Below are 21,031 nucleotides of genomic sequence, written 5' to 3'. Positions count from 1 at the left end.
TAGGTCAGACGAACGCCTGCGCCGCCCAGAAGCAGAGCAGCTGGAGCGCCATGCACAGCAGCGGCCAGACGAACAGCGGCCACCCGCGTCGCGCCCGGCCGGCCCGCCGCGCGCGACGCTGCCCGGCCGCGACGGCGATGTTCGCCGCCGCGGCGGCTATCGGGACCGCCAGGAAGCTCAGCGCCAGCCAGCCCAGCGCGGCGCTGTTGCGCTCCGCGTCGCAGCCCGGCGCGGTGTTGTGGCCACCGTCGCAGGAGGGCGAGGACGGCGTGCCGCTGCCGCCCAGTGCGAAAAGGAAATAGAGGCCGAGGGCCAGCGTCAGGAAAGCGGCGATCAACCAGAGCAGCACCGCCGCGGCGATTTCCGCCGCCCGCCGCACGCCCTCAACTCGCCGATCCCCCGCGCAGTCGGCATCCACCGGCATGTGCCCCAGCTCGTCGTACATCCGTCCCCCTCTTTCTCGGCCCGGAACTCCCGGACCTGACATCTCGGTACCCGGCATTCCCGAGGCCGCCCGCCGCAGCGCTCGCCACACCCTCCGCGCGCAATGGTAGGCAAGCGGCACCTGAGCGCGGGGATCCAGCACACGCCGACCGCCGCCTGGCAGCGTTGCGATGAGCGCGAGGATTCACCACACGCCGACCGCCGCCTGGCAGCGTCGCGATGAGCGCCGGCCCGGCACGATGCCGATGGCTACCTGCGCGGTCGATCCGGCCCGCCGCGCCGTCTGGCGAGCCCTGCCCGCTGAGCGTGCCGCCATCATCTTCGGTGCGCACTCCGAGCAGCGCGGCACGTCCCGGCCCGGGTGTCGGGCGGGCGTGGGAGGATGACCCGGTGCGTTTGTATCGGGACGAGGCGGTGGTGGTCCGCCAGCACAAGCTGGGTGAGGCGGACCGAATCGTCACCTTGCTGACCCGGCAGCACGGGCTCGTCCGGGCGGTGGCGAAAGGGGTGCGGCGCACCAAGTCCCGGTTCGGGGCCCGCCTGGAGCCGTTCGCCTACGTCGATATCCAGCTGCATCCCGGGCGCACCCTCGACGTGGTCACCCAGGTGCACACCATGGAGGCCTTCGCCGCCGACATCGTCGACGACTACGGGCGCTACACCACCGCCTGCGCCATCCTCGAGACCGCCGAGCGGCTGGCCGGTGAGGAGCGCGCCCCCGCGCCGCGCCTGCACGCCCTGACCGCGAGCGCCCTGCGCGCGATCGCCGCCAAACAGCGCCCGCACGAACTGATCCTGGACGCCTACCTGTTGCGCGCCATGGGTTTCGCCGGGTGGGCTCCGGCCCTGGACGAATGCGCCAAATGCGCCACCCCCGGCCCGCACCGGGCCTTCCACGTCGCCGCCGGCGGCGCGGTCTGCGTGCACTGCCGCCCGCCCGGCTCGGCCACCCCGCAGCAGGGCGTGCTCGACATGCTGGTCGCGCTGCTCAAAGGCGAATGGGCCGCGGTGGAATCCACCTCCGACAGTGTTCGCCGCCAGGCTAGCGGTCTGGTCGCGGCGCATCTGCAATGGCACCTCGAACGCCAGCTCCGCACGCTGCCCCTGATCGAGCGTTCCACCTCCGCCGTCTGACCGGTCGCGCCGTCGGCGCACGTCCACGCCCTGATCCGGGACGTCCGGCGCCGCCGCTGCGGGATCGGCACCGGACCCGCGCAAGCCCCGCACAACCATCAGGCAGGATGGACGCCGTGATTCTCCGCCGTGACTCCGCAACTACCACGCGCTCGGCCGATGCGCGCATCGTCCGCCCGCCGTCGCCGCATCCGTCGGGTGCGACGCCGCCGGAGATCCCCGCGGAGCTGGTGCCCCGGCACGTCGCGCTGGTGATGGACGGCAACGGCCGCTGGGCACAGGAGCGCGGGCTGCCGCGCACCGCCGGTCACGAGCGCGGCGAAGCGGTGCTGATGGACACGGTCGAGGGCTGCATCGAGATCGGCGTGAAATGGCTCTCGGCCTACGCGTTCTCCACCGAGAACTGGCGGCGCAGCCCCGAGGAGGTGCGCTTCCTGATGGGCTTCAACCGGGACGTGATCCGCCGCCGGCGCGACGAGATGCACGAGATGGGCGTGCGGGTGCGCTGGGCCGGGCGGCGGCCGCGGCTGTGGCGCAGCGTGATCAAGGAGCTCGAGGTCGCCGAGGAGCTGACCCGGGACAACACCGTGATGACGCTGACCATGTGCGTCAACTACGGCGGCCGCGCCGAGATCGCCGACGCCGCACGCGAGATCGCACGCCGGGTTGCGGCGGGCGAGCTGGATCCGGAGAAGGTCACCGAGGCGACCGTCGCCCGGTATCTGGACGAACCCGACATGCCGGATGTGGACCTGTTCCTGCGGCCCTCCGGCGAGTTCCGCAGCTCCAACTTCCTGATCTGGCAGTCCGCGTACGCGGAGTTCGTCTATCAGGCCACGCTGTTCCCCGATTTCGACCGGCGCAACCTGTGGGACGCCTGCCTCGAGTACGCTCGGCGGGACCGGCGCTTCGGCGGCACCAAGTGAGCGAGCTCGCGGGACAGGACGACACCGAGATGGACGCACCGGCAACATCCGACGAAGAACTCCAGGCGCGGGCGGGAGCCTGCCTGTCGCTCTACGACGTGGACGTGCGGGTCGATCCCGAGGGTTCGCTCGGGTTCGAATACGAGGGCGCGCTGTGCTCGCTGCGCGCGGTCGCCCTCGCGCCCGGCCTGGACGTGCTCACCCTGACCTGTGTGCTGGCCTGGGACCGCCCGCTCAAGCCGGCGCTGCACAAGCGAGTCGCCGAGCGCAACAACGCTTTACAGTTCGGATCGATCACGCTGATCAGTCACGACAAGCTGGCCGATGTCATGCTGCGCTACACCTTCCCGGCGGCGGGCCTCGACGATCAGGCGCTGGCCACCATGCTGTTGCTCGTGCTCTCCGGCGCGGGCCGCGCCCGGCAGGGCCTGCTGCTGCCCTGAATCACCGCGGCTCGCCGTAGGGCATGAGGGTGCGCACGCCGGCGGCCAGGGTTTCCGGCGACACATCGCCGACCAGCAGGTGCTGCAGGATGAAGCCGGGCAGTAGCCCGATGATGGCCGTGGCGACGATCCGCGGGTCGGCGTCGGCGGGCAGCCAGCCCGCGTCGCGCATCCGCTCGGCGTATTCCTGCCAGCAGCCGCGCAGTGCGCTCAGCGCTGTTTTGACGTATTCGCCGGCGTCCGGATCGACCAGGGCCAGCGCCCACGCCTGCGGCGCGAGCCGGACCACGCCTTCCGGACCGCCGTTCTCGACCACGTATTCGGCGATGACCCGGAGCAGTTCCGCCGGGGTCGGCAGCGGTTCGAGCCGGATCTGCTCGATCATCAAGGCGCGCAACGGGACCGTCGTCTGGGTTGCCAGGGCCGCGACGATGTCGTTCTTGGACTTGAAGTAGCGGTAGACCGCGCCGGCGGAGAGGCCGGATTCGGCGAAGACATCCTGCATCGAGGTGTCGTAGAAGCCCTTGCGCGCAAAGCAGGTCCGAGCCGCGCTCAGAATTTGCTGGCGGCGGCGTTCCAAATGTTCTTCGCTGACTCGGGGCATGCTTCCAAACTAAAACGAATATTCGTTCTTGACAAGCGAATCCGGCGGTGCCACGCTTGCCCCATCGAAAGAGAACGAACATTCGATTTACGGGAGAACCCCATGAACACCACGCAGCGGGCCCTGGCGCTCGGCTTCGGGGCCGCACTCATCCAAGCGCTCATGTTGATCGCGTTCGCCTGGCCCGCGGCCAATGTCGCGCCCCGCGATCTGCCGCTCGCCGTCACCGGCCCACAGGCCGCCATGGTCGCCGACAAGCTGAATCAGCTCAGCCCGGGCGGTTTCGAGCTCAGCACCCCCGCCGACGAGGCCGCCGCCCGGCAGGCGATCGAGGACCGCGAGGTCTACGGCGCCATCCTCACCGGCGGCGGCGCGCCCCGGGTCCTGGTCGCCTCCGGCGCCAGTCCCGCTGTCGCCCAGCAGCTCTCGGCGATGGCGCAGCAGCTGTCCGGCGCGCAGGCCGCCCCGGTGGAGGACGTCGTCGCCGCCGACGCCGACGATCCGCGCGGCGCCGCCTTCGGCGCGATGGTGCTACCGCTGGTCATGTCCGGCCTCGCCGGCGGCGTGCTGCTCAGCCTGCTGGTGCCCAGCGTCGGCGGCCGCCTGATCGGCCTGGTCACCTTCGGTGTCGCGGGCGGCTTGCTCAGCATGGCGATCATCCAGGGCTGGATGTCCATCATCCCCGGGCCCTACCTGGTCCTGTCCGCCGTCGCCGGTCTGGTCTCGTTCGCGGTGGCGGGCACCATCGTCGGCCTGGCCAGCGTGATCGGGCAGCCCGGCATCGGCATCGGCGCCCTGCTCATGCTGCTGATCGGCAACCCCTTCTCCGCCGCCACCTCCGCCCCGGAGATGCTCCCCCAGCCCTGGGGCGCCCTGGGCCAGCTGCTCCCGCCGGGCGCGGCCGCCTCCCTGATCCGCTCGGTCGCCTTCTTCGACAACGCGGGCCTCACGAAACCCCTCACGGTCCTGCTCGCCTGGGCGGCCCTGGCGCTGATCCTGCTCGGCGCGGCCGCCCTCAAGTCCCGGAACACCACCGCCACACCGGCTTCCACCCCGACCGCCGACCCGGTCCCCGCCTGATCCCCGCACACCGAAGGGCCACCATCGCACGATGGTGGCCCTTCGCGTTGTCCCCTAGTTGTCGAACCGCTGCAGGAATGCCAGCAGCTCACTGCGCGACATCGTCGTGTTCCCCTTCTCCGAAATCAGTGCCCGCCAAGCAGACTCGGCTTGCGCGAACGCCTCTCCCAGCGGAACGCCGTTGGCCCGGCGCAGCGCGGTCAACCCGATCAGGAACGCGGCGGTCTCGCCGCCGAAATACGGTTCGGACACCCGGCCAGAATATCGGCGCGATCCGAGACCACTCACTGCGGCGAGGGGCTAGCGCGCTGCCAGCAACCCGCTGACGAGCAGCATGAGGGACTGCTGCGCCTCGGCGCGGGCGGTGTCCTTGTCGGCGGCGTGGGCGACCAGGTGGCCGGCTTCGGTGATGGCGGCCAGCAGCAGGTGGGCGACGGTTTCGACGGGGAGGTCGGGGATCAGGCCGGAGGCGCGGGCCTGCTCGAGCTGGCGGATCGTCATGCCCAGGCCGTGCCGCACCTCGAATTCGCGCCAGGCCTGCCAGCCGAGCACCGCGGGCGCGTCGTTGAGGGCCAGGCGGATCATCTCCGGACGCTGGCAGATCTCCAGGAAAGTATTGAGGCCGATGGCCAAGCCGGCCAGCTGATCGTCGGTGCCGGAGGCGGCGATGGCGTTCTCGATCTCGGCCATGTTGTCCACTTCCAGCTGTTCCAGCACGGCCAGGAACAGGCCGCGCTTGTCGCCGTAGTGGTGGTGCAGCGCGCCGCGGGTGACCCCGGCCTCGGCGACCAGTTGCTCGGCCGAGGTCGCCGCGAAGCCGCGCTCGGCGAACAGGCGGCGGCCTGCCGCCTCGAGCGCGGCTTTGGTGGTACGGGAGCGGTCCTCCTGGCTACGGCGTGGCATGCAGCCGAGTGAACTCCAGGATCCGTTCGGTGAGCAACTCGGGCTGGTCCTCGGGGATGAACGCGTAGGAATCATCGAGGAAGGTCAGCGTCGCGTTGGGCAGGTCGGCGGCCAGCCGCTCGGCGTGCGCGGGCGGGAAGATCTTGTCCTCGCGCGCCCAGGCGATGAGGACCGGCTGCCGCACCGCGCCGAACCGAGCGGCCGCCTGCAAGGTGTGGCGGCGGTCCGTGGCTTTCAGGAAGCGCCGCAGGTCTTTCCGGATCGCACCGGAGTTCTGACCGGGCCGCAGGTAGGAGTCGGCGATCTCCGGCGCGACCGGATACTTGGTCACCCAGCCGAAGGCGATCGGCAGCCGGTGCACCGCGCGGATCCGGGTGAGCGCGAGCAACGGCCGCATCGATCCGGGCACGCGCGCCAGCAGCGCCATCAGGTTGAACGGCGGCGGCAGGAAGTTGTCGTAGGCGTCGCAGGAGGTCAGGACCACGCGGCCGACGCGCTCGGGTTTGCGGGTCAGCAGGATCTGGGTGAGCGCGCCGCCGGTGTCGTTGGCCACGATCGTGACATCGCGCAGCTCGAGCTGTTCCAGGAAGGCGGCGATCAGGTCGGCCAGCCCGGTGGGCGTGAGATCGGCGTCCGGCACCGGAATCGAGTGCCCGCCGAGCGGCCAGTCCGGCGTCAGGCAGCGATGCCCGGCCGCGGCCACGCCGGGGACGACATCGCGCCACAGATCGGCGTTGACGAGCGCGCCGTGCACGAAGACGACGGTGGGCCCCGCACCGGTCTCGTGGTAGCGGATGCGTCCGCCGGGCAGGTCGAGCTCTCGGACCGGGCCGAGTCCAGTGCTGCTTCCCATGATGGTTCCCCTCTCGAATTCCTTTGATCGACAGGCGATTGTAAACATACATACGGTATGTATGTCTATAGCCAAGCCACGTGGACGGTTGACCAATTAGGGGGTTACCGTTCAGTATCATCGGGATGAAAGAGAGGGAGCTCACATGACCGCGCCGAGCCGCCGCCGTCTCACGGCGGTCCCCGATCGGGCTCCCGAGCCCGCCGATCTCGGGCTGGCCGAGACCGCCGCCGCCCTCGCCCACGGCACGCTGAGTTCCACGGCCGCGGTCACCGCGGCCCTGGATCGGATCGACGCCAGTCAGGCCGGGCTCAACGCCTTCCGCCTCGTCCGGCGCGAACGCGCGCTGGCCGAGGCCGCCGCGGCCGACCGGCGACTGGCCGCGGGCGAGCGGCTCCCCCTGCTCGGCGTGCCGATCGCGGTCAAGGACGACACCGACATCGCCGGTGAGCCCACGGCTTTCGGCTGCGGCGGCGAGTTCGAGCCGAAGATCGAGGACGCCGAATCCGTGCGCCGGCTGCGCGCGGCGGGCGCGGTGATCGTCGGCAAGACCAACACCTGCGAACTGGGCCAGCTGCCCTTCACCAGCGCCGCCGCCTTCGGCCACACCCGCAACCCGTGGGCCGCCGACCATACGCCCGGCGGCTCCTCGGGCGGCTCCTCGGCCGCGGTGGCCGCCGGATTGGTGCCCGCCGCACTGGGTTCCGACGGCGCCGGCTCGGTGCGCATCCCCGCCGCCTGGACCAACCTGGTCGGCATCAAGCCGCAACGCGGCCGCATCTCGACCTGGCCGCACGCCGAAGCGTTCTACGGCCTCACGGTCAACGGCCCGCTCGCGCGCACCGTCGCCGACGCCGCCCTGCTGCTCGACACCGCCGCCGGCCCGCACGCCGGCGACCGGCACACCCCCGAACCGATCAGCGCCACCGACGCCGTCGGCCGCGACCCGGGCCGGTTGCGCATCGCGCTGTCGCTGGGCATTCCGTTCACCGCCACCAAGACCGCGCTGCATCCCGAGGTCGAGGCCGCCACCCGCCGCCTGGCCGCCACGCTGCGCAAGCTCGGCCACTCGGTGACTCTCGCGGGCCTGCCCTACGGCCTGATGATCGGCGCCTCGTTCCTGCCGCGCTCGATGAGCGGCATCCGCGCGGTGTACAACCAGATGCCCGGCGCCACCGTGGATCCGCGCACGCGCGCCAACGTGCGGCTCGGCCGCGTGCTCGACGGGCCCGCCCTGTTCGCGGCACGCCAGGCCGAACCCCTGCTGCACCGGCGGATCGGCGCCTTCTTCGACGATTTCGACCTGGTGCTCGCGCCGACCACGGCCACGCCCCCGCCGCGCGCGAGCGAGATCGACGGCATCGGCTTCAACGCCACCAACAACCTCATCACCGCGGCCTGCCCGTACACCTGGCCGTGGAACGTGCTGGGCTGGCCCAGCGTGAACGTGCCCGCCGGTTTCACCGACGCCGGGTTGCCGGTCGGCGCGCAGCTGATGGGCACCGCGAACTCCGAGCAGCTGCTGATTTCGGTGGCGGCGCAACTGGAATCGGAACTGCACTGGGAGCGCCACCGCCCCGAACCCTGGTGGTGACCGGCGCCGCTCAGCGCGGCGCCGCCCACTCCTCGGCGGTGCTCTTGGTGCCCGCCGGGCACCCGTCGGGTCCCCGCGCGGAGGTGTCGCCGGTCGGGTGCCCGTACATGAGCAGGCAACGCTGCGGCTCGGACTCGCGGCCGACGTCCTCGGTGATCAGGATGCCGACGGTGGCGTCGGTGGCGATCGGGCTCACCGACAGGCGCAGCGCGCCGGTGACGCCGACGTAGTCGCGGGTGCGCAGCTCCATCGCGATGGCGGCGCGGTTCGGCGTAGCGCCGGCGTCGGTCTGCGTCGGCCGGGCCCGGTTCTGGCGCACCGCGGCCAGGAAAGCGCCGGAGACGTCCCAGGCCAGGCCGGTGCGGTCGCCCGGCCACGCCGCCGAATACAGGCTGAGATCACCGAGCAGCCGCGCCAGCCCGGCGCAGAGATCCCGGAATTCGATGCCGACGCCCTCGGTGCCCAGCACGCCGCGACCCTCGACGCAATCCGCGCCGCCCAGGATGACGGGCACCCCCTTGGCGACATAGCGCACGGTCAGCCCGGCGGGGGCCGCCTTGCGGCCGACCGGATCCGCGATGAATCTGGTGACCGCGTCGCTGCCGAGGATCGGCGGCTCCTCCCCGCCCTGACAGCCGCTGGTCACCGCGTTGACGAACGCGCCGAAATCCTGGTTGCGCCCGTTGAACAGCAGCAGGTGCCCGGTATCGAGCTCCGGCCCGGCGCAGGGCGGCGGATAGCGGAACAGCTCCTGCTGGCTGGTCCACCGGAAGGTCTCCACCGGCAGGCTCTTCCCGGTCAGCTCGCGGCGCAGATCGGCGCCCAGCGTCTCGACGTAGACATCACCGGTGACGTTCGGCTGGAAGATCGTCACGCGCCGGTAGCGCGGCTGCCCCGCCTCCGGGCCACCGGCCGGATAGCGTGCTCCCGCCACATAATCCGCGACGAGCTGGGCGATGCGCCGGTTCGGCGGGACGGGCTGGAAGTAGATCGGCGAGGCTTCCTCCAGGCCGTTGCCGGACAGCGTCGTCGCGAAGGCGGGCACCCCGAGATCGCCGAGCAGCGCGATGGCGCGGCGGGTCTGGTCGATGCTGCGGTCGAATCCGATGACGCCCAGCACGCTCGAGTCCTCGCGCAGCAACGGGCTCAGCAACCGCTCGACCACCCAGTCCGCGTGCCGCATCGCCGCGCCGCCATTGGCGACGACGATCCGCAGCAGCGGTTCGGATTCGCTGCTCTCGACATTGGCGGCGCGCTGCCGCAGCACCAGCCCGGCGAGTTCCTCCACCTGCGCGTGCGGGTAGCGCTCGTTGGTCGACCGGTAGGTCAGGCCGGAGAAGTAGACCAGCGAGATCAGCGGGCGCCGGGGATTGGCGCGGCGGATGTCGACCGCGATCGCGTTCTGCCGGAACACTTCTCGCTGCATCTCCGAGAGTTCCGGATCGTCGGCGAAGACCTGCGCGGCGTTGTCGCTGTAGCCCACGCACTCGCCGTCGCGCTCGGCCACCCCGATCCCCGAGGTCCACGGCCAGTGCGCGCAGTCCGCGCCGCGCAGCGCCGGCACCGCGACCAGCAGCGCCGCGACCAGCACCGCCACCGGAATCAGCACGCACGCGGCGACGAACCACTTGCGGGCCGCCAGCGGCGGCGCGGGCGGGACGGCCAGGCGGGTGCGGTGCGGATGCCCGATCCGGCCAGCCACGGGATCGGGGAGCTCCAGGGTCAGCAACCAGGCGTCGGCGGAGCGATTGGTCCGGCTGTTGTCGATGCCGCGCGCCCACTGCCGCAGCGGATCGGGTTCCGCGCCCGAAGTCGTGCTCTCGTCGAGGCTTTCCAGATCTTCGCCGCGGCGCAGGTCACCGATGTCGGCCAGCGCGTGCACCGGCCGCGCGGGTGACAGCGCGCGCGGGTCGTAGTCGAGCACGGCGACGACCACCAGCGGATCGAAAATGCCGGTCTCGTTCCGGATGTCGTTGATCCGGCGCAGCAGATCGGCGCCGTTGCCGTGCGCGCCGACGGTGTCCAGCAGTGCCACCGGATAGGCCGTGCGCCGCCAGCTGGAGGGCCGCCAGATGCGCTTGCGATAGGCATCGCGCAGATCTTCCAGGAACGCGTGCACCAGCAGCTTGGCGACCTGCTCCTCGTTCTCGTCGTAGCGCAGCGGCACCGTCAGCCGGGTCGCGAAACCCAGGAAGCTGTCCGATAATTCGGGCGCCATGTAGCGCTGGTGCATGAACCAGCGGGTCTCCTTCGACAGGCCCGGCACCCGCCCGCTGATCCACATCCACAGCCGCAGGATCGGCCAGAGCGCGAGCACGCCGAAGACCAGCCGGGTGATCCAATCGCCGCCCTCGTTGCTCCCGGCGTCGAAATCGCGGGAGCCCAGGCGCAGCAGCCGCGGCAGGCGGCCGCGCAACTCCACCGCGGCCTGGGTTTCCTCGGTGCCGATGCGCTGGCGAGTCAGCCAGTCGGCGGTGCGATAGCGCGGGAACGCGATCGGACCCATCGCGGTGTCGTCCCGGGAGAAGCTTTCGACCAGGCGTTGCAGGATCGGCAGGCAGTGCCCGCTCACCTCCGGCCCGTTCTCCGCCTCCGCGGTGGCCGTCACCCCGGCGGGCACGATCGAATCCGCTGCCAGGCGGTGCAATTCGACGCGGGCGCGGGGCACGGCCCGGCGGCCGCCCGACTCGCCGAACCACTGGTGCAGTTCCTTCATCAGGTCGCTGGTCGCGGCCGGGCCCACCAGGCAGATCAGCGGGCGCGGCAACCGCCGCCGCCCGTGCAGCAGGGTGCGCAGCACCCGCGGCCGCTCGGCGGGGACGTAGAGCGCCCGCAGCAGGTGCTGCAATCGGCCGATATCGTTCGAACCCGGCACAGTGGCCGACCTCCCCCTGCACAGTGCGTCGAGAACCCCTTACGTTACAAGAACATTCGGGGATCGACGGCCTGGTCGGCGGAGCCCGGGCCCGCTCTCAGAAACCGAGCTTGCGCAACTGCTTCGGGTCGCGCTGCCAATCCTTGGCGACCTTCACGTGCAGATGCAGATAGATGCGGGAGGCGAAGATGCTCTCGATCTGCTTGCGGGCGTTCGTGCCCACCTCCTTCAACCGCGCGCCGCCCTTGCCGATGACGATGGCCTTCTGGCTGGGCCGCTCGACATACAGATTGGCGTGCACGTCCAGCAGTTCCTCGAGCGGCTTGTCGCGCTTGCGGTTCAGCTCCTCGGCGTCGCGCTCGCGCGGCACGATCTCCTCGATCACCACGGCCAGCGAGTGCGGCAGCTCGTCGCGCACACCCTCCAGCGCGGCCTCGCGGATGAGCTCGGCCATGAGGGTTTCCTCGGGCTCGTCGGTGAGCTCGCCGTCGGGGTAGAAGGCCGGGCCCTCGGGCATCTGCGCGGCGATGACATCGGCCAGCACGCCGACCTGCTCACCCTGCAACGCGGACACCGGCACCACTTCCGCGTCCGCGCCCAGCAGCTGGGACACGGCCATCAGCTGCGCGGCCACCTCGTCGCGAGTCACCTTGTCGGTCTTGGTCACCACACCGAGCAGGGTGGTGCGCGGCGCCATCTGCCGGATCTGCTCGACGATCCAGCGGTCGCCCGGGCCGATCTTCTCGTCCGCCGGGATGCACAGCGCGATCACGTCGACCTCGGAGTAGGTATCGCGGACCAGGTCGTTCAGGCGCTGGCCGAGCAGCGTGCGCGGCCGGTGCAGACCGGGGGTGTCGACCAGGATCAACTGATAGTTGTCCCGGTGCACGATCCCGCGAATGGTGTGGCGGGTGGTCTGCGGACGCGAGGAGGTGATCGCGATCTTCGCGCCGACCATGGCGTTGGTCAGCGTCGACTTGCCGGTATTCGGCCGGCCCACGAAACAGACGAAGCCGGAACGGAATGCGCGGTCCGCGCCCCGGGCCTCAGCCACGGGACACCTCGGCGCCGTCGTCGACGATCTCGAACACCGCGCCCTCCTTGTCGGTGAACACGATCCGCGCCAGTGGCGACACCTCGCGGACCGCGGTCACACCGTGGTCGGAGAGCCGGCCGCCGACCACCACGGCGGCCTCGAAACCCTCGGCCCCACTGGAGATCGCGGCCGCGACGGCGGCCTGCAGGGCGGTCAGGCGCAGCGCCCGCAACCCGACCTCGCCGGCGGCGTAGGTGCGGCCGTCGGTGTCGCGCACCGCGGCGCCGCTGGCGCCGCCGGTGCGGCCCAGCGCACCGCGCGCCAGCACCACCAGTTTGATGTCCTCGCTGTCCAATTCAGTCATCGGCGTCTCCGTCCTCGTCATGGGCGGGCGTCTCACCGTCCGGCTCCTCGCCCGTAGCTCTCTCCGGCACCCGGCGCACCTCGACCGTGTGCATCCGCATCCGTCCTCGTCCGTCCGCGTGGCCTTCGCCGCGCAGCACCAGACCGTGCACCTCCACCTGGGAACCGGGCAGCGGCACCCGGCCGAGCGCGTGCGCGAGCAGGCCGCCGACGGTGTCGACGTCCTCCTCCTCGATCTCCAGCCCGTACAGCTCGGCCAGATCGTCGACCGAGAGCCGGGCCGAAACCCGAAAACGGCCGTCCCCCAAGTCTTCTACCGGAGGCGTCTCGTCGGTGTCGTATTCGTCCGCGATTTCGCCGACGATTTCCTCGAGCACGTCCTCGATGGTCACCAGACCGGCGATGCCGCCGTATTCGTCCACCAGCAGCGCCATATGGTTACGGCGGCGCTGCATGTCGTCGAGCAGATCGTCCAGCGGCTTGGAGTCGGGCATGAAGACCGCCGGGCGCATCACCTCGCCCACCCGCACCTGGCGGCTCCGATCCGCGTACGGCACCAGGTCTTTCAAGTAGACGACGCCCTGGATGTCGTCGACGTTCTCGCCGATCACCGGGATCCGGGAGTGCCCGGAACGCACCGCCAGCGACATCGCCTGGGCGGCGGTCTTGTCCTGCTCGATCCACACCATCTCGGTGCGCGGCACCATCACCTCGCGCGCGGAGGTGTCGCCCAGTTCGAACACGGACTGGATCATGCGGCGCTCGTCGTCGGCGACGACGCCGCGCTCGCTGGCCATCTCGACCACCTCGCGCAGCTCGATCTCGGAGGCGAAGGGGCCGTTGCGGAAACCCTTACCGGGGGTGAGCGCGTTGCCGATGAGGATCAGCAGGCGGCTCACCGGGCCGAGCACCATGCCGATGAACTGCAGCGGCAGCGCCGACGCCAGCGCCAGGGTGTAGGCGTGCTGGCGGCCCAGCGTGCGCGGGCCGACACCGATCACCACGTAGTCCACCAGCACCATCACCGTCGCGGTGATCAGCAGCGCCCAGCCCTGGCTCATCATCCCGATCAGCGCCGAGGCGAGCAGCACGGTCGCGCAGATCTCGCACAGGATGCGCAGCAGCACCATGAGATTCACGTAGCGGGCGCGGTCGTCCACGATGCGGCGCAGCCGCTGGGCGCCGGCCCGGTCGGCGCGCACCATATCGTCCAGGCGGGCCGGGGAGATCGTGTTCAGTGCCGCGTCGACACCGGCGAACAACCCGCCCAGCGGGACGAGCAGGATCGCGCAGACGATCAGCGTCACCGAGCTCACGGAGCTCCTAGCTCGTCGCCCGGGGCGGTGAACCCGACCTTGCCGAGCAGCTGCGCGTCGCGCTCGGCGAGCTCGGCCCGCCGCTGCGCTTCGCGCAGGCTCTCGTACCACTCCTCGAGCAGCCGCGCCTGCAGCGCGAACATCTCTTTCTCTTCCTCGGGTTCGGCGTGGTCGTAGCCGAGCAGGTGCAGCACGCCGTGCACGGTCAGCAGCGCCAGCTCGTGGTCCAGCGAGTGGCCGGCCTTGCGGGCCTGCCCCGCCGCGAACTCGGGGCACAGCACGATGTCGCCCAGCATGGACGGACCCGGCTCGGGGCTGTCCGGGCGCCCGCCCGGCTCCAGCTCGTCCATCGGGAACGACATCACATCGGTCGGCCCCGGCAGATCCATCCAGCGCATGTGCAGATCCGCCATGGTGTCGAGATCGACCAGCACCATCGACAGCTCCGCGGCGGGATGCACGTCCATCCGCCCGATCACAAACCGCGCGACACTGACCAGCTCTTCTTCGGGAACGTCGACACCCGACTCGTTGGCGATCTCAATGCTCACCTGAACAGGGTATTCGCTCCCGCTCGCGCCAGCTCCCCCGGCGTCGAGTCCGCCGGTCGGCCGGGTGTCGCGCGGACCCGCGGCGGACGCGGCGGGTGTGCCGCTCCCAGCGGAAACGACGATGGCGCCCGGATCACCGGACGCCATCGTGATATCACCGCTGGTCAGCGCCGCTCGCCGCGGCCGGCGGCCCGGCGCTGGGCGCGGTTGCCCGGGTAGTGCTGGCCGACCGCAGGACGGGTTTCGGCCTCGTGCCGGTCGTAGGCGTCGACGATGTCGGAGACCAGGCGGTGCCGGACCACGTCGCTCGAGGTGAGCTCCGCGAAGGCGATGTCCTCGATGTCGGTCAGGATCTCGCTGGCCGCGCGCAGGCCGGAGCGGGCGCCGCCGGGCAGGTCGACCTGGCTGATATCGCCGGTGACGACCATCTTCGACCCGAAGCCGAGCCGGGTGAGGAACATCTTCATCTGCTCGGCGGTGGTGTTCTGCGCCTCGTCGAGAATGATGAAGGCGTCGTTGAGGCTGCGGCCGCGCATGTAGGCCAGCGGCGCGACCTCGATGACACCCGCCGCCATCAGCTTCGGGATGGCCTCGGGATCCATCATGTCGTGCAGCGCGTCGTAGAGCGGGCGCAGGTACGGATCGATCTTCTCGTTGAGCGTGCCGGGCAGGAAGCCCAGCCGCTCGCCGGCCTCCACCGCGGGGCGGGTGAGGATGATCCGGGTGACCTGCTTGGCCTGCAGCGCCTGCACCGCCTTGGCCATCGCCAGGTACGTCTTGCCGGTACCGGCCGGGCCGATGCCGAAGACGATGGTGTTGGCGTCGATCATGTCGACGTAGCGCTTCTGGTTGAGTGTCTTGGGGCGGATGGTCTTGCCGCGCCGGGACAGGATGTCCAGGCTCAGCACCTCGGCCGGGGAATCGGAGGAGCCCTCGGTGAGCATGGAGACCGTGTGCCGCACCGCTTCCGGTGTGACCACCCGATTGCGGCCGGTCAACGCGACGAGCTGTTCGATGACGCGCTCGGCCAGCGCCACGTCGGCCGCCTTGCCGGTCAGGGTGACCGAATTGCCGCGGACGTGGATGTCGGCGTCGAGCAGCCGCTCGAGCTCACGCAAATTCTGGTCGGCGGAGCCAAGGAATGGGAACACGGATTCCGGCGCGAGGTCGATGCTGGACCGCACGGTACGAGCGGCGGGGCCCGAACCGTTGTCGTCGGCACCGATACCTGCGGTGGGGTTCGTTGGATCGCCGATCTCGCCTTGTGTTCGCAAAAGTCGCTACAGCCTGCTTTCCGGTCTCGACAGCTGTTTCGTGTGTGCAAATTCTATCGCGGGGTACCGACACGGCCCAGTGAATAAACCGCTACCTCCCCGGAGTATTCCCACCGCACCTCCACCCAACCCCGACCGGGAATCACGGAACAGCCGCGATCACAAACCATGAGGACGATTCGGCCGACAGGAAGTAGGGTCTATCGCGTATCAAGCACGATTACGGGGGTTTTCCTTGCTTATCTGGGGTTGGAACCGCAAAATCCACCAGCTCGCCATGCTCACGCTGGTGTGCGCCCACTGCCACAATCCGTCCGCGCACGCGCTGCGCAAGGCGGTCACCATGTTCACCCTGTTCTTCATTCCGCTGATCCCGCTCAAGACCAGGCACTTCCTGGAGTGCACGTTCTGCGGCGCCGCGTTCGAGGTGCCGAAGGAGAATGTCAACGCGCTGATCAGCCAGGCCTACGGGGCCGATCAGCAGGCGGGCGCGGCGCCGCAGGCGCAGCAGCACGAGCGGCGCTGAGGTCTGCGGCGGGTTCGCCGCGAGCGAAACTCTGTGACAACTACCAACCGGGGCCGCGCGCGGCCCCGGTTACCAGCGCGGAGTCAGCGCGCCCAGGGCGCCCAGCGCCACGGCGGCGGCCGTGGACGTGCGGAGCACGGTGGGGCCGAGCAGCACTGCCCGCGCGCCCGCGTCGGTCAGCGCGTCGATCTCCGAATCATCCAGTCCCCCTTCGGGACCCACGATCAGGATGACCTCACCCGCGCCGGCGAACGGCAGCTCGGTGAAGCGGCCTGCGCCGGATTCGTGCAGCGCCGCGACCACCGCGCCCGCCGCCGTCGCCGTGCGAACCAGTTCCACCAGGTCCCGGGTGCGGTGCAGTTCGGCGACCTCCGGCACATAGGGCCGCCGCGATTGCCGCGCGGCCGCCCGCGCCGCCGCCCGCCACTTCTCGACGGCCTTGGCGGCCTTGGCTTCCCATTTGCTGACGCAGCGCAGCGCCTGCCACGGAACGATCCGATCCGCGCCCGCCTCGGTCATCAACTCGACCGCCAGCTCCGAGCGTTCGGACTTCGGCAGCGCCTGCACCACGGTCACCCGGGGCGTCGCCGGCTCGGCCAGCCGCCGGGTGCGCACCCGCAGTTCCAGCCGGTCCTTCTGCGCCGCCACGACTTCGGACTCGGCGAGCAGCCCCTGCCCGTCGGACAGGGTGATCGGCTCGCCGACCCGGATCCGGCGCACCGTGGCCGCGTGCCGCCCCTCCGGGCCGTCGAGCACCGCGAGCGCACCCGGTTCCGGGATGTCGTCGAGATAGAAGACCGTGGCGGCCAAGACCTCAGCGCCCGCTGAACGACGCGCGCAGCCGGGCGAACAGGCCGCTGTTGTGCTCGGACTGCGCCGACATCACCTCGGCACGGTCCCGCTCGCGCATGCCCTTGTACTTGCGCAGCAGGTCGGTCTGCTTGGTGTCCAGCTTGGTCGGCACCACGATGTCCAGGTGTGCCAGCAGGTCACCGCGGGTGCCGGAGCGCAGCCGCGGCATGCCGTGGCCGCGCAGCACCGACACCTCGCCGGGCTGGGTGCCCGCGTTGATGGTCAGCTCGACCGGGCCGTCCAGGATGGTGTCGATGACGACGGTGGTGCCCAGCGCCGCGTCGACCATCGGCACCCGCACGGTGCAATGCAGATCGTCGCCGTCGCGCACGAACACGTCGTGCGGCTGCTCGACGACCTCGACGTAGAGATCGCCCGCGTGGCCGCCGCCCGGGCCGACCTCGCCCTGGGCCGCCAGGCGCACCCGCATGCCGTTCGCGACACCGGCGGGGATCGGCGCGGCGATCTCGCGCCGCGCGCGCACCCGGCCGTCGCCGCCGCACTTGTGGCAGGGATCGGGGATGGTCTCGCCGGCGCCGCGGCAGGTCGGGCACGGCCGCGAGGTCAGCACCTGGCCCAGGAAGGACCGCTGCACCGACTGGACTTCGCCCGCGCCGCCACAGGTTTCGCAGCGCACCGGCTTGGAGTTGCCGTTGGTGCCCGAACCGGTGCAGCTGTCGCAGAGGATCGCCGTGTCGACGGTCAGGTGCTTGGTCACGCCGACGGCGCACTCGGCCAGGCTGAGCCTGGTCCGGATCAGCGAATCGGCGCCGGGCTGCACCCGGCCGCGCGGCTTGCGCCCGCCGCCGCCGGAGGCGTTCATGCCGCCGAAGAAGGCCTCGAAGACATCGCCGAGCCCGCCGAAGCCGGCGCCCGCGAAGCCGCCGGCACCGCCGCCGCCGGATTCCAGCGGATCGCCGCCCATGTCGACGATGCGGCGTTTGTCCGGGTCCGACAGCACCTCGTAGGCCGCCGACACCTCTTTGAACCTGGCCTGCGCCGCCTCGTCGGGGTTGACGTCGGGATGCAGTTCACGCGCCAGCTTGCGGTAGGCGCGCTTGAGTTCCTGGTCGCTGGCGTTCTTCGCGACGCCGAGCAGTCCGTAGTAATCCCGTGCCACTTGAGTCTCTAGTCCTTGGTTTGCTCTCCACAGTCCGGCCGATGCCGGATGCGTGGGCTCATCCTGTGCGTGTCTGCTCCAACCGAACGCCGATGCCACCGGACATTAGTCGGATGCACTCAACTTTATCCGGCCGCGGGTTCGAAGGTGGAAACGGCTGTCTTGTCCCCCACTCCGTCGGCGTACGCCCGGGTGGGAGTTGCAGCGAGTATCGAGCGTAGCAGCGGCGTGCCGGAGCTCCGCGCTCAGCGCTCGGCCAAGACCTCGCCGATGTAGCGGGCTACCGCCGAGACCGAGGCGATGGTGCCCGGATAGTCCATGCGCGTCGGGCCCAGCACGCCCATGCCGCCGAGCACCGCACCCGAGGTGCCGTAGGCGGTGGACACCACCGAGGTGGTGCGCATCTGCTCGACCTGGGTTTCCTCGCCGATCCGCACCGTCACGGTGCCGGGCTGCTGGGTGGCGGCCAGCAGCTTGAGCACCACGACCTGCTCCTCCAGCGCCTCCAGCACCGACCGCAGCGAACCCGGCAGGCCGAAATCGGCGGCGTTGCGGGTCAGATTGGCGGTGCCGCCCAGGACCAGACGCTCCTCGGGATGCTCGACCAAGGTCTCCACCAGCACCGTCGACACCCGGATCAGCACATCGCGCAGTTTGGGCGGTGCCGTTTCGGGCAGTTCGGCGACGGCCGCGGAGGCCATCGCCAGGCGCTTGCCGTCCATCGCGTTGCCGAGCAGGCCGCGCAGCGCGGCCAGATCCTCGTCGTCGACGAGGGCGCCCAGCTCCACCAGGCGCTGATCGACGCGGCCGGTGTCGGTGATCACCACGAGCAGCAGCCGGGCCGGGTTGAGCGCGACGACCTCGATGTGGCGGACGGTGGAGGCCGAGACCGTGGGGTACTGGACGACGGCGACCTGCCTGGTCAGCTGGGCCAGCAGGCGCACGCCGCGGCGCAGCACGTCGTCCAGGTCGACGCCGGATTCGAGGAACTCCATGATCGCCCGGCGTTCGGCGCCGGAGAGCGGCTTGACCTCGGAGATGCGGTCGACGAACTGGCGATAGCCCTTGTCGGTCGGGATGCGGCCGGAACTGGTGTGCGGCTGGGTGATGTAGCCCTCGGCCTCCAGCACCGCCATGTCGTTGCGGACGGTCGCACTGGAAACACCCAGATTGTGCCGCTCGACAAGGGTTTTCGACCCGATGGGCTCCTTGGTCGCGACATAGTCCGCGACGATGGCCCGCAGGACCTCGAAGCGCCTGTCCTCGGTGCTCGACATCGCGCCACCTCCTCGCTGGTCTTCGCCTCGCAGGCCGGCGTGGTGATCGCGATCGACCCGAACCGCTGCGCCGGTTATCGGCTTCGGCCTCTCGTTGTCCAGTCTAATGACTCGTGTGCCGCCCCAGAACGGGCGGCACACGAGTGATTTCCGGCCGGGCCGGACTAGCTGGGCTCGAGGCTCTTGGCGTGCTTGCCCGCGAGGGCGTCGAGGCCGAGCATGGCCAGCAGGGACTGGCAGTCGTCGGCGTTCTGGGAGTGACTGGCGACGGTGCGCGCCGCGACGGCGCATTGCCGGGCCGATTCGGCCTTCTCGGCGGCCCGCGCCTCGGCGAACTCGTTCTGCTCGTGGACCAGCGTGATGTGGCGTGCCTGGGGCATTGGACTCCTTGGGGTTGCCCGGAGCCTACGCGTGTCCCGTCGAGCGCGATAGTAGAACGGGGGCCTATCAGGCAAGACCACGCAAACATGGGCGCGCGGCGTTGTGAGAACGCACAGCGGGCGGCTTCGAGATCACCGGCGGAATCCGGTTCCGCGCCCAGCAATTCGCCCGCGCACCGGAGCCCGGAAGATCGTCCGGCGGCCACGGGCGGGTCGGCGCGCGGACGGCTGCGGAACCCGGCGAGGCGAACGCACGTGCGGCAGCCACGGATCGCGCCCGCGTGCGACCGGCCGATCAGGTCAGCAGGTCGCGGACGACGCCATCGGCCAGCAGGCGTCCGCGGTCGGTGAGGATCAATCGATCCGCCCGCACTTCCGCCAGCCCGTCGGCGACGACTCGCTCGGCCGCGGCGACCCCCGAGCGGTCCAGCGCGGCCAGCGCGATGCCGGTACGCAGCCGGACGGTGAGCATGACGCGCTCGGTGTAGCGCTCCTCGGCCGAGAGTGCCTCCCACCCGGCGGCGGGCAGACCGCCCTGCGCCACCCGGTCGGCGTAGCGCGCCGGATGCTTGACGTTCCACCACCGCACGCCGCCGACGTGACTGTGCGCGCCCGGCCCCGCGCCGAGCCAGTCGCCGCCGTCCCAGTAACCCAGATTGTGCCGGCAACGCGCGGAATCGTTTGCGGCCCAATTGGATACCTCGTACCAGTGCAGACCGGCGGCGGCGAGGCGGGCGTCGATGCGTTCGTAGCGGGCGGCGAGGACGTCGTCGTCGGGGGCCGGCAGCTCACCGCGGCGGACCTTGCGGGCCAGCGCCGTCCCGTCCTCGACGATGAGCGAGTACGCGGACACGTGGTCGACGCCGGCCGCCAGCACGGCGTCGAGGCTCGCGTCGAGATCGGCGTCGCGTTCGCCCGGCGTGCCGTAGATGAGGTCCAGGTTGACGTGCTCGAACCCGGCCGCGCGGGCCTCCCGCGCGGCGGCGACCGCCCGGCCCGGGGTGTGCGTGCGGTCGAGCACCTTCAGCACGTGCTGAGCCGCGGATTGCATGCCCAGCGACACCCGGGTGTAGCCGCCCGCGAGCAATTGCTCGAAGAACTCCGGCGAGGTCGATTCCGGGTTCGACTCGGTGGTGACCTCCGCGCCGGGGGCGAGGGTGAATTCCGCGCGCACCGCGGCCAGGACCTCGGCGAGCCCGTCGCCGCCGAGCAGCGAGGGGGTGCCGCCGCCGACGAAGATCGTCGACACGTCCGGCGTCGCGGCGGGCAACCGCGCGAAAGCCGCGGCGGCCGTCGCGAGTTCGCCGCGCAGCGCCGCGAGCCAGGACTGCGGCGAGGCCGAGGTGCCCAGCTCACCGGCGGTATAGGTGTTGAAATCGCAGTACCCGCAGCGGGTGGCGCAGAACGGCACGTGGATGTAGATGCCGAAGGGCCCGCCCCCGAAGTCGTGCAACACGGGTGCGGTCGCTTCGGTTCCCGC

Annotated in this window: 22 protein-coding genes; 6 read left to right on the top strand and 16 right to left on the bottom strand. The window is 70.8% G+C overall.

The genetic code is table 11. From position 1 onward, the window contains the following. Positions 1-4: 4 nt before the first annotated feature. A complete protein-coding gene (locus AB0I43_RS10620) occupies positions 5-445 on the bottom strand; it encodes a hypothetical protein (RefSeq protein WP_356970898.1) in 441 nt (146 codons plus the stop codon). A gap of 389 nt (positions 446-834) precedes the next feature. Between AB0I43_RS10620 and recO the strand changes: the two genes are divergently transcribed. From recO to AB0I43_RS10605, 3 genes are all read left to right on the top strand, one after another. Continuing rightward, positions 835-1,578 carry a DNA repair protein RecO gene (recO, locus tag AB0I43_RS10615; protein WP_356970899.1) on the top strand — a complete coding sequence of 248 codons (744 nt, stop codon included), beginning with the start codon at positions 835-837 and terminating at the stop codon, positions 1,576-1,578. 107 nt (positions 1,579-1,685) lie between these two features. Next, complete coding sequence (locus AB0I43_RS10610; RefSeq protein WP_356970901.1) at positions 1,686-2,504, top strand: isoprenyl transferase; 819 nt, start codon at positions 1,686-1,688, stop codon at positions 2,502-2,504. A 29-nt stretch (positions 2,505-2,533) separates the two neighbouring features. After that, positions 2,534-2,947: a hypothetical protein gene (locus tag AB0I43_RS10605; protein WP_356971419.1), complete on the top strand. Its 414-nt coding sequence runs from the start codon at positions 2,534-2,536 to the stop codon at positions 2,945-2,947. Position 2,948: 1 nt separating this feature from the next. On the opposite strand, the gene AB0I43_RS10600 is transcribed toward AB0I43_RS10605, so the two are convergent. After that, positions 2,949-3,551, bottom strand: coding sequence for a TetR/AcrR family transcriptional regulator (locus tag AB0I43_RS10600; protein WP_356970903.1), 603 nt, complete (start codon positions 3,549-3,551; stop codon positions 2,949-2,951). Between the two features lie 102 nt (positions 3,552-3,653). Between AB0I43_RS10600 and AB0I43_RS10595 the strand changes: the two genes are divergently transcribed. Continuing rightward, on the top strand, positions 3,654-4,631 hold the full coding sequence (locus AB0I43_RS10595; RefSeq protein WP_356970905.1) for a hypothetical protein: 978 nt from the start codon (positions 3,654-3,656) through the stop codon (positions 4,629-4,631). A 54-nt stretch (positions 4,632-4,685) separates the two neighbouring features. Here the strand turns inward: AB0I43_RS10595 and AB0I43_RS10590 are convergent, their stop codons facing one another. Genes AB0I43_RS10590 through AB0I43_RS10580 form a run of 3 tightly spaced genes read right to left on the bottom strand, consistent with a single transcriptional unit; the run spans position 4,686 to position 6,387 of the window. Further along, on the bottom strand, positions 4,686-4,883 hold the full coding sequence (locus tag AB0I43_RS10590) for a hypothetical protein (protein WP_356970907.1): 198 nt from the start codon (positions 4,881-4,883) through the stop codon (positions 4,686-4,688). 48 nt (positions 4,884-4,931) lie between these two features. Then, a complete protein-coding gene (locus AB0I43_RS10585) occupies positions 4,932-5,534 on the bottom strand; it encodes a TetR/AcrR family transcriptional regulator (protein WP_356970908.1) in 603 nt (200 codons plus the stop codon). Continuing rightward, positions 5,521-6,387: an alpha/beta hydrolase gene (locus tag AB0I43_RS10580; protein WP_357431793.1), complete on the bottom strand. Its 867-nt coding sequence runs from the start codon at positions 6,385-6,387 to the stop codon at positions 5,521-5,523. Before AB0I43_RS10580 ends, AB0I43_RS10585 begins: the two co-directional genes overlap by 14 nt. Before the next feature lie 145 nt (positions 6,388-6,532). Between AB0I43_RS10580 and AB0I43_RS10575 the strand changes: the two genes are divergently transcribed. Further along, complete coding sequence (locus AB0I43_RS10575) at positions 6,533-7,981, top strand: amidase (RefSeq protein WP_356970911.1); 1,449 nt, start codon at positions 6,533-6,535, stop codon at positions 7,979-7,981. A gap of 10 nt (positions 7,982-7,991) precedes the next feature. Here the strand turns inward: AB0I43_RS10575 and AB0I43_RS10570 are convergent, their stop codons facing one another. The 6 genes from AB0I43_RS10570 to AB0I43_RS10545 form a co-directional block, all read right to left on the bottom strand. Continuing rightward, positions 7,992-10,856, bottom strand: a complete 2,865-nt coding sequence (locus AB0I43_RS10570) for a hypothetical protein (RefSeq protein WP_356970913.1) — start codon at positions 10,854-10,856, stop codon at positions 7,992-7,994. Between the two features lie 97 nt (positions 10,857-10,953). Beyond that, positions 10,954-11,910, bottom strand: coding sequence for a GTPase Era (gene era, locus AB0I43_RS10565; protein ID WP_356970914.1), 957 nt, complete (start codon positions 11,908-11,910; stop codon positions 10,954-10,956). Continuing rightward, entirely contained in the window at positions 11,903-12,256 is a 354-nt protein-coding gene (locus tag AB0I43_RS10560; RefSeq protein ID WP_357431791.1) for a cytidine deaminase, read from the bottom strand. The genes era and AB0I43_RS10560 overlap by 8 nt, the downstream gene beginning before the upstream one ends. Further along, entirely contained in the window at positions 12,249-13,571 is a 1,323-nt protein-coding gene (locus AB0I43_RS10555) for a hemolysin family protein (protein WP_356970917.1), read from the bottom strand. The genes AB0I43_RS10560 and AB0I43_RS10555 overlap by 8 nt, the downstream gene beginning before the upstream one ends. Next, entirely contained in the window at positions 13,568-14,122 is a 555-nt protein-coding gene (ybeY, locus tag AB0I43_RS10550) for an rRNA maturation RNase YbeY (protein ID WP_356970918.1), read from the bottom strand. The genes AB0I43_RS10555 and ybeY overlap by 4 nt, the downstream gene beginning before the upstream one ends. Positions 14,123-14,286: 164 nt before the next feature. Continuing rightward, positions 14,287-15,348, bottom strand: a complete 1,062-nt coding sequence (locus AB0I43_RS10545) for a PhoH family protein (RefSeq protein ID WP_356971421.1) — start codon at positions 15,346-15,348, stop codon at positions 14,287-14,289. 283 nt (positions 15,349-15,631) lie between these two features. Here AB0I43_RS10545 and AB0I43_RS10540 point away from each other — a divergent pair, with 283 nt between their 5' ends. Then, positions 15,632-15,922 (top strand): zinc-ribbon domain-containing protein, encoded by a 291-nt coding sequence (locus AB0I43_RS10540; protein WP_356970919.1) that lies wholly within the window; start codon positions 15,632-15,634, stop codon positions 15,920-15,922. 69 nt (positions 15,923-15,991) lie between these two features. Here the strand turns inward: AB0I43_RS10540 and AB0I43_RS10535 are convergent, their stop codons facing one another. From AB0I43_RS10535 to hemW, 5 genes are all read right to left on the bottom strand, one after another. Further along, the gene (locus tag AB0I43_RS10535) at positions 15,992-16,732 is read right to left on the bottom strand and encodes a 16S rRNA (uracil(1498)-N(3))-methyltransferase (protein ID WP_356970921.1); all 741 of its coding nucleotides are present in this window, start codon (positions 16,730-16,732) and stop codon (positions 15,992-15,994) included. A gap of 4 nt (positions 16,733-16,736) precedes the next feature. Then, a complete protein-coding gene (gene dnaJ / locus AB0I43_RS10530) occupies positions 16,737-17,894 on the bottom strand; it encodes a molecular chaperone DnaJ (RefSeq protein WP_356970922.1) in 1,158 nt (385 codons plus the stop codon). 245 nt (positions 17,895-18,139) lie between these two features. Beyond that, positions 18,140-19,171 carry a heat-inducible transcriptional repressor HrcA gene (gene hrcA, locus AB0I43_RS10525; protein WP_356970924.1) on the bottom strand — a complete coding sequence of 344 codons (1,032 nt, stop codon included), beginning with the start codon at positions 19,169-19,171 and terminating at the stop codon, positions 18,140-18,142. A 164-nt stretch (positions 19,172-19,335) separates the two neighbouring features. After that, on the bottom strand, positions 19,336-19,551 hold the full coding sequence (locus tag AB0I43_RS10520; protein ID WP_356970926.1) for a hypothetical protein: 216 nt from the start codon (positions 19,549-19,551) through the stop codon (positions 19,336-19,338). Positions 19,552-19,846: 295 nt separating this feature from the next. After that, positions 19,847-21,007 (bottom strand): radical SAM family heme chaperone HemW, encoded by a 1,161-nt coding sequence (hemW, locus tag AB0I43_RS10515; protein WP_356971422.1) that lies wholly within the window; start codon positions 21,005-21,007, stop codon positions 19,847-19,849. Between the last annotated feature and the right edge of the window lie 24 nt (positions 21,008-21,031).

The organism is Nocardia sp. NPDC050435, from assembly GCF_040655395.1.
Lineage (GTDB): Bacteria > Actinomycetota > Actinomycetes > Mycobacteriales > Mycobacteriaceae > Nocardia.
Note: the sequence above shows the minus strand (reverse complement) of the source record. Positions and strands in the feature narration are given on the sequence as shown.

Coding starts and splice junctions, on each gene's coding strand:
- AB0I43_RS10620 (WP_356970898.1), bottom strand. CDS start 445: ATGTACGACGAGCTGGGGCACATGCCGGTGGATGCCGACTGCGCGGGG.
- AB0I43_RS10610 (WP_356970901.1), top strand. CDS start 1,686: ATGGACGCCGTGATTCTCCGCCGTGACTCCGCAACTACCACGCGCTCG.
- AB0I43_RS10605 (WP_356971419.1), top strand. CDS start 2,534: ATGGACGCACCGGCAACATCCGACGAAGAACTCCAGGCGCGGGCGGGA.
- AB0I43_RS10600 (WP_356970903.1), bottom strand. CDS start 3,551: ATGCCCCGAGTCAGCGAAGAACATTTGGAACGCCGCCGCCAGCAAATT.
- AB0I43_RS10595 (WP_356970905.1), top strand. CDS start 3,654: ATGAACACCACGCAGCGGGCCCTGGCGCTCGGCTTCGGGGCCGCACTC.
- AB0I43_RS10585 (WP_356970908.1), bottom strand. CDS start 5,534: ATGCCACGCCGTAGCCAGGAGGACCGCTCCCGTACCACCAAAGCCGCG.
- AB0I43_RS10580 (WP_357431793.1), bottom strand. CDS start 6,387: ATGGGAAGCAGCACTGGACTCGGCCCGGTCCGAGAGCTCGACCTGCCC.
- AB0I43_RS10575 (WP_356970911.1), top strand. CDS start 6,533: ATGACCGCGCCGAGCCGCCGCCGTCTCACGGCGGTCCCCGATCGGGCT.
- AB0I43_RS10560 (WP_357431791.1), bottom strand. CDS start 12,256: ATGACTGAATTGGACAGCGAGGACATCAAACTGGTGGTGCTGGCGCGC.
- hrcA (WP_356970924.1), bottom strand. CDS start 19,171: ATGTCGAGCACCGAGGACAGGCGCTTCGAGGTCCTGCGGGCCATCGTC.
- AB0I43_RS10520 (WP_356970926.1), bottom strand. CDS start 19,551: ATGCCCCAGGCACGCCACATCACGCTGGTCCACGAGCAGAACGAGTTC.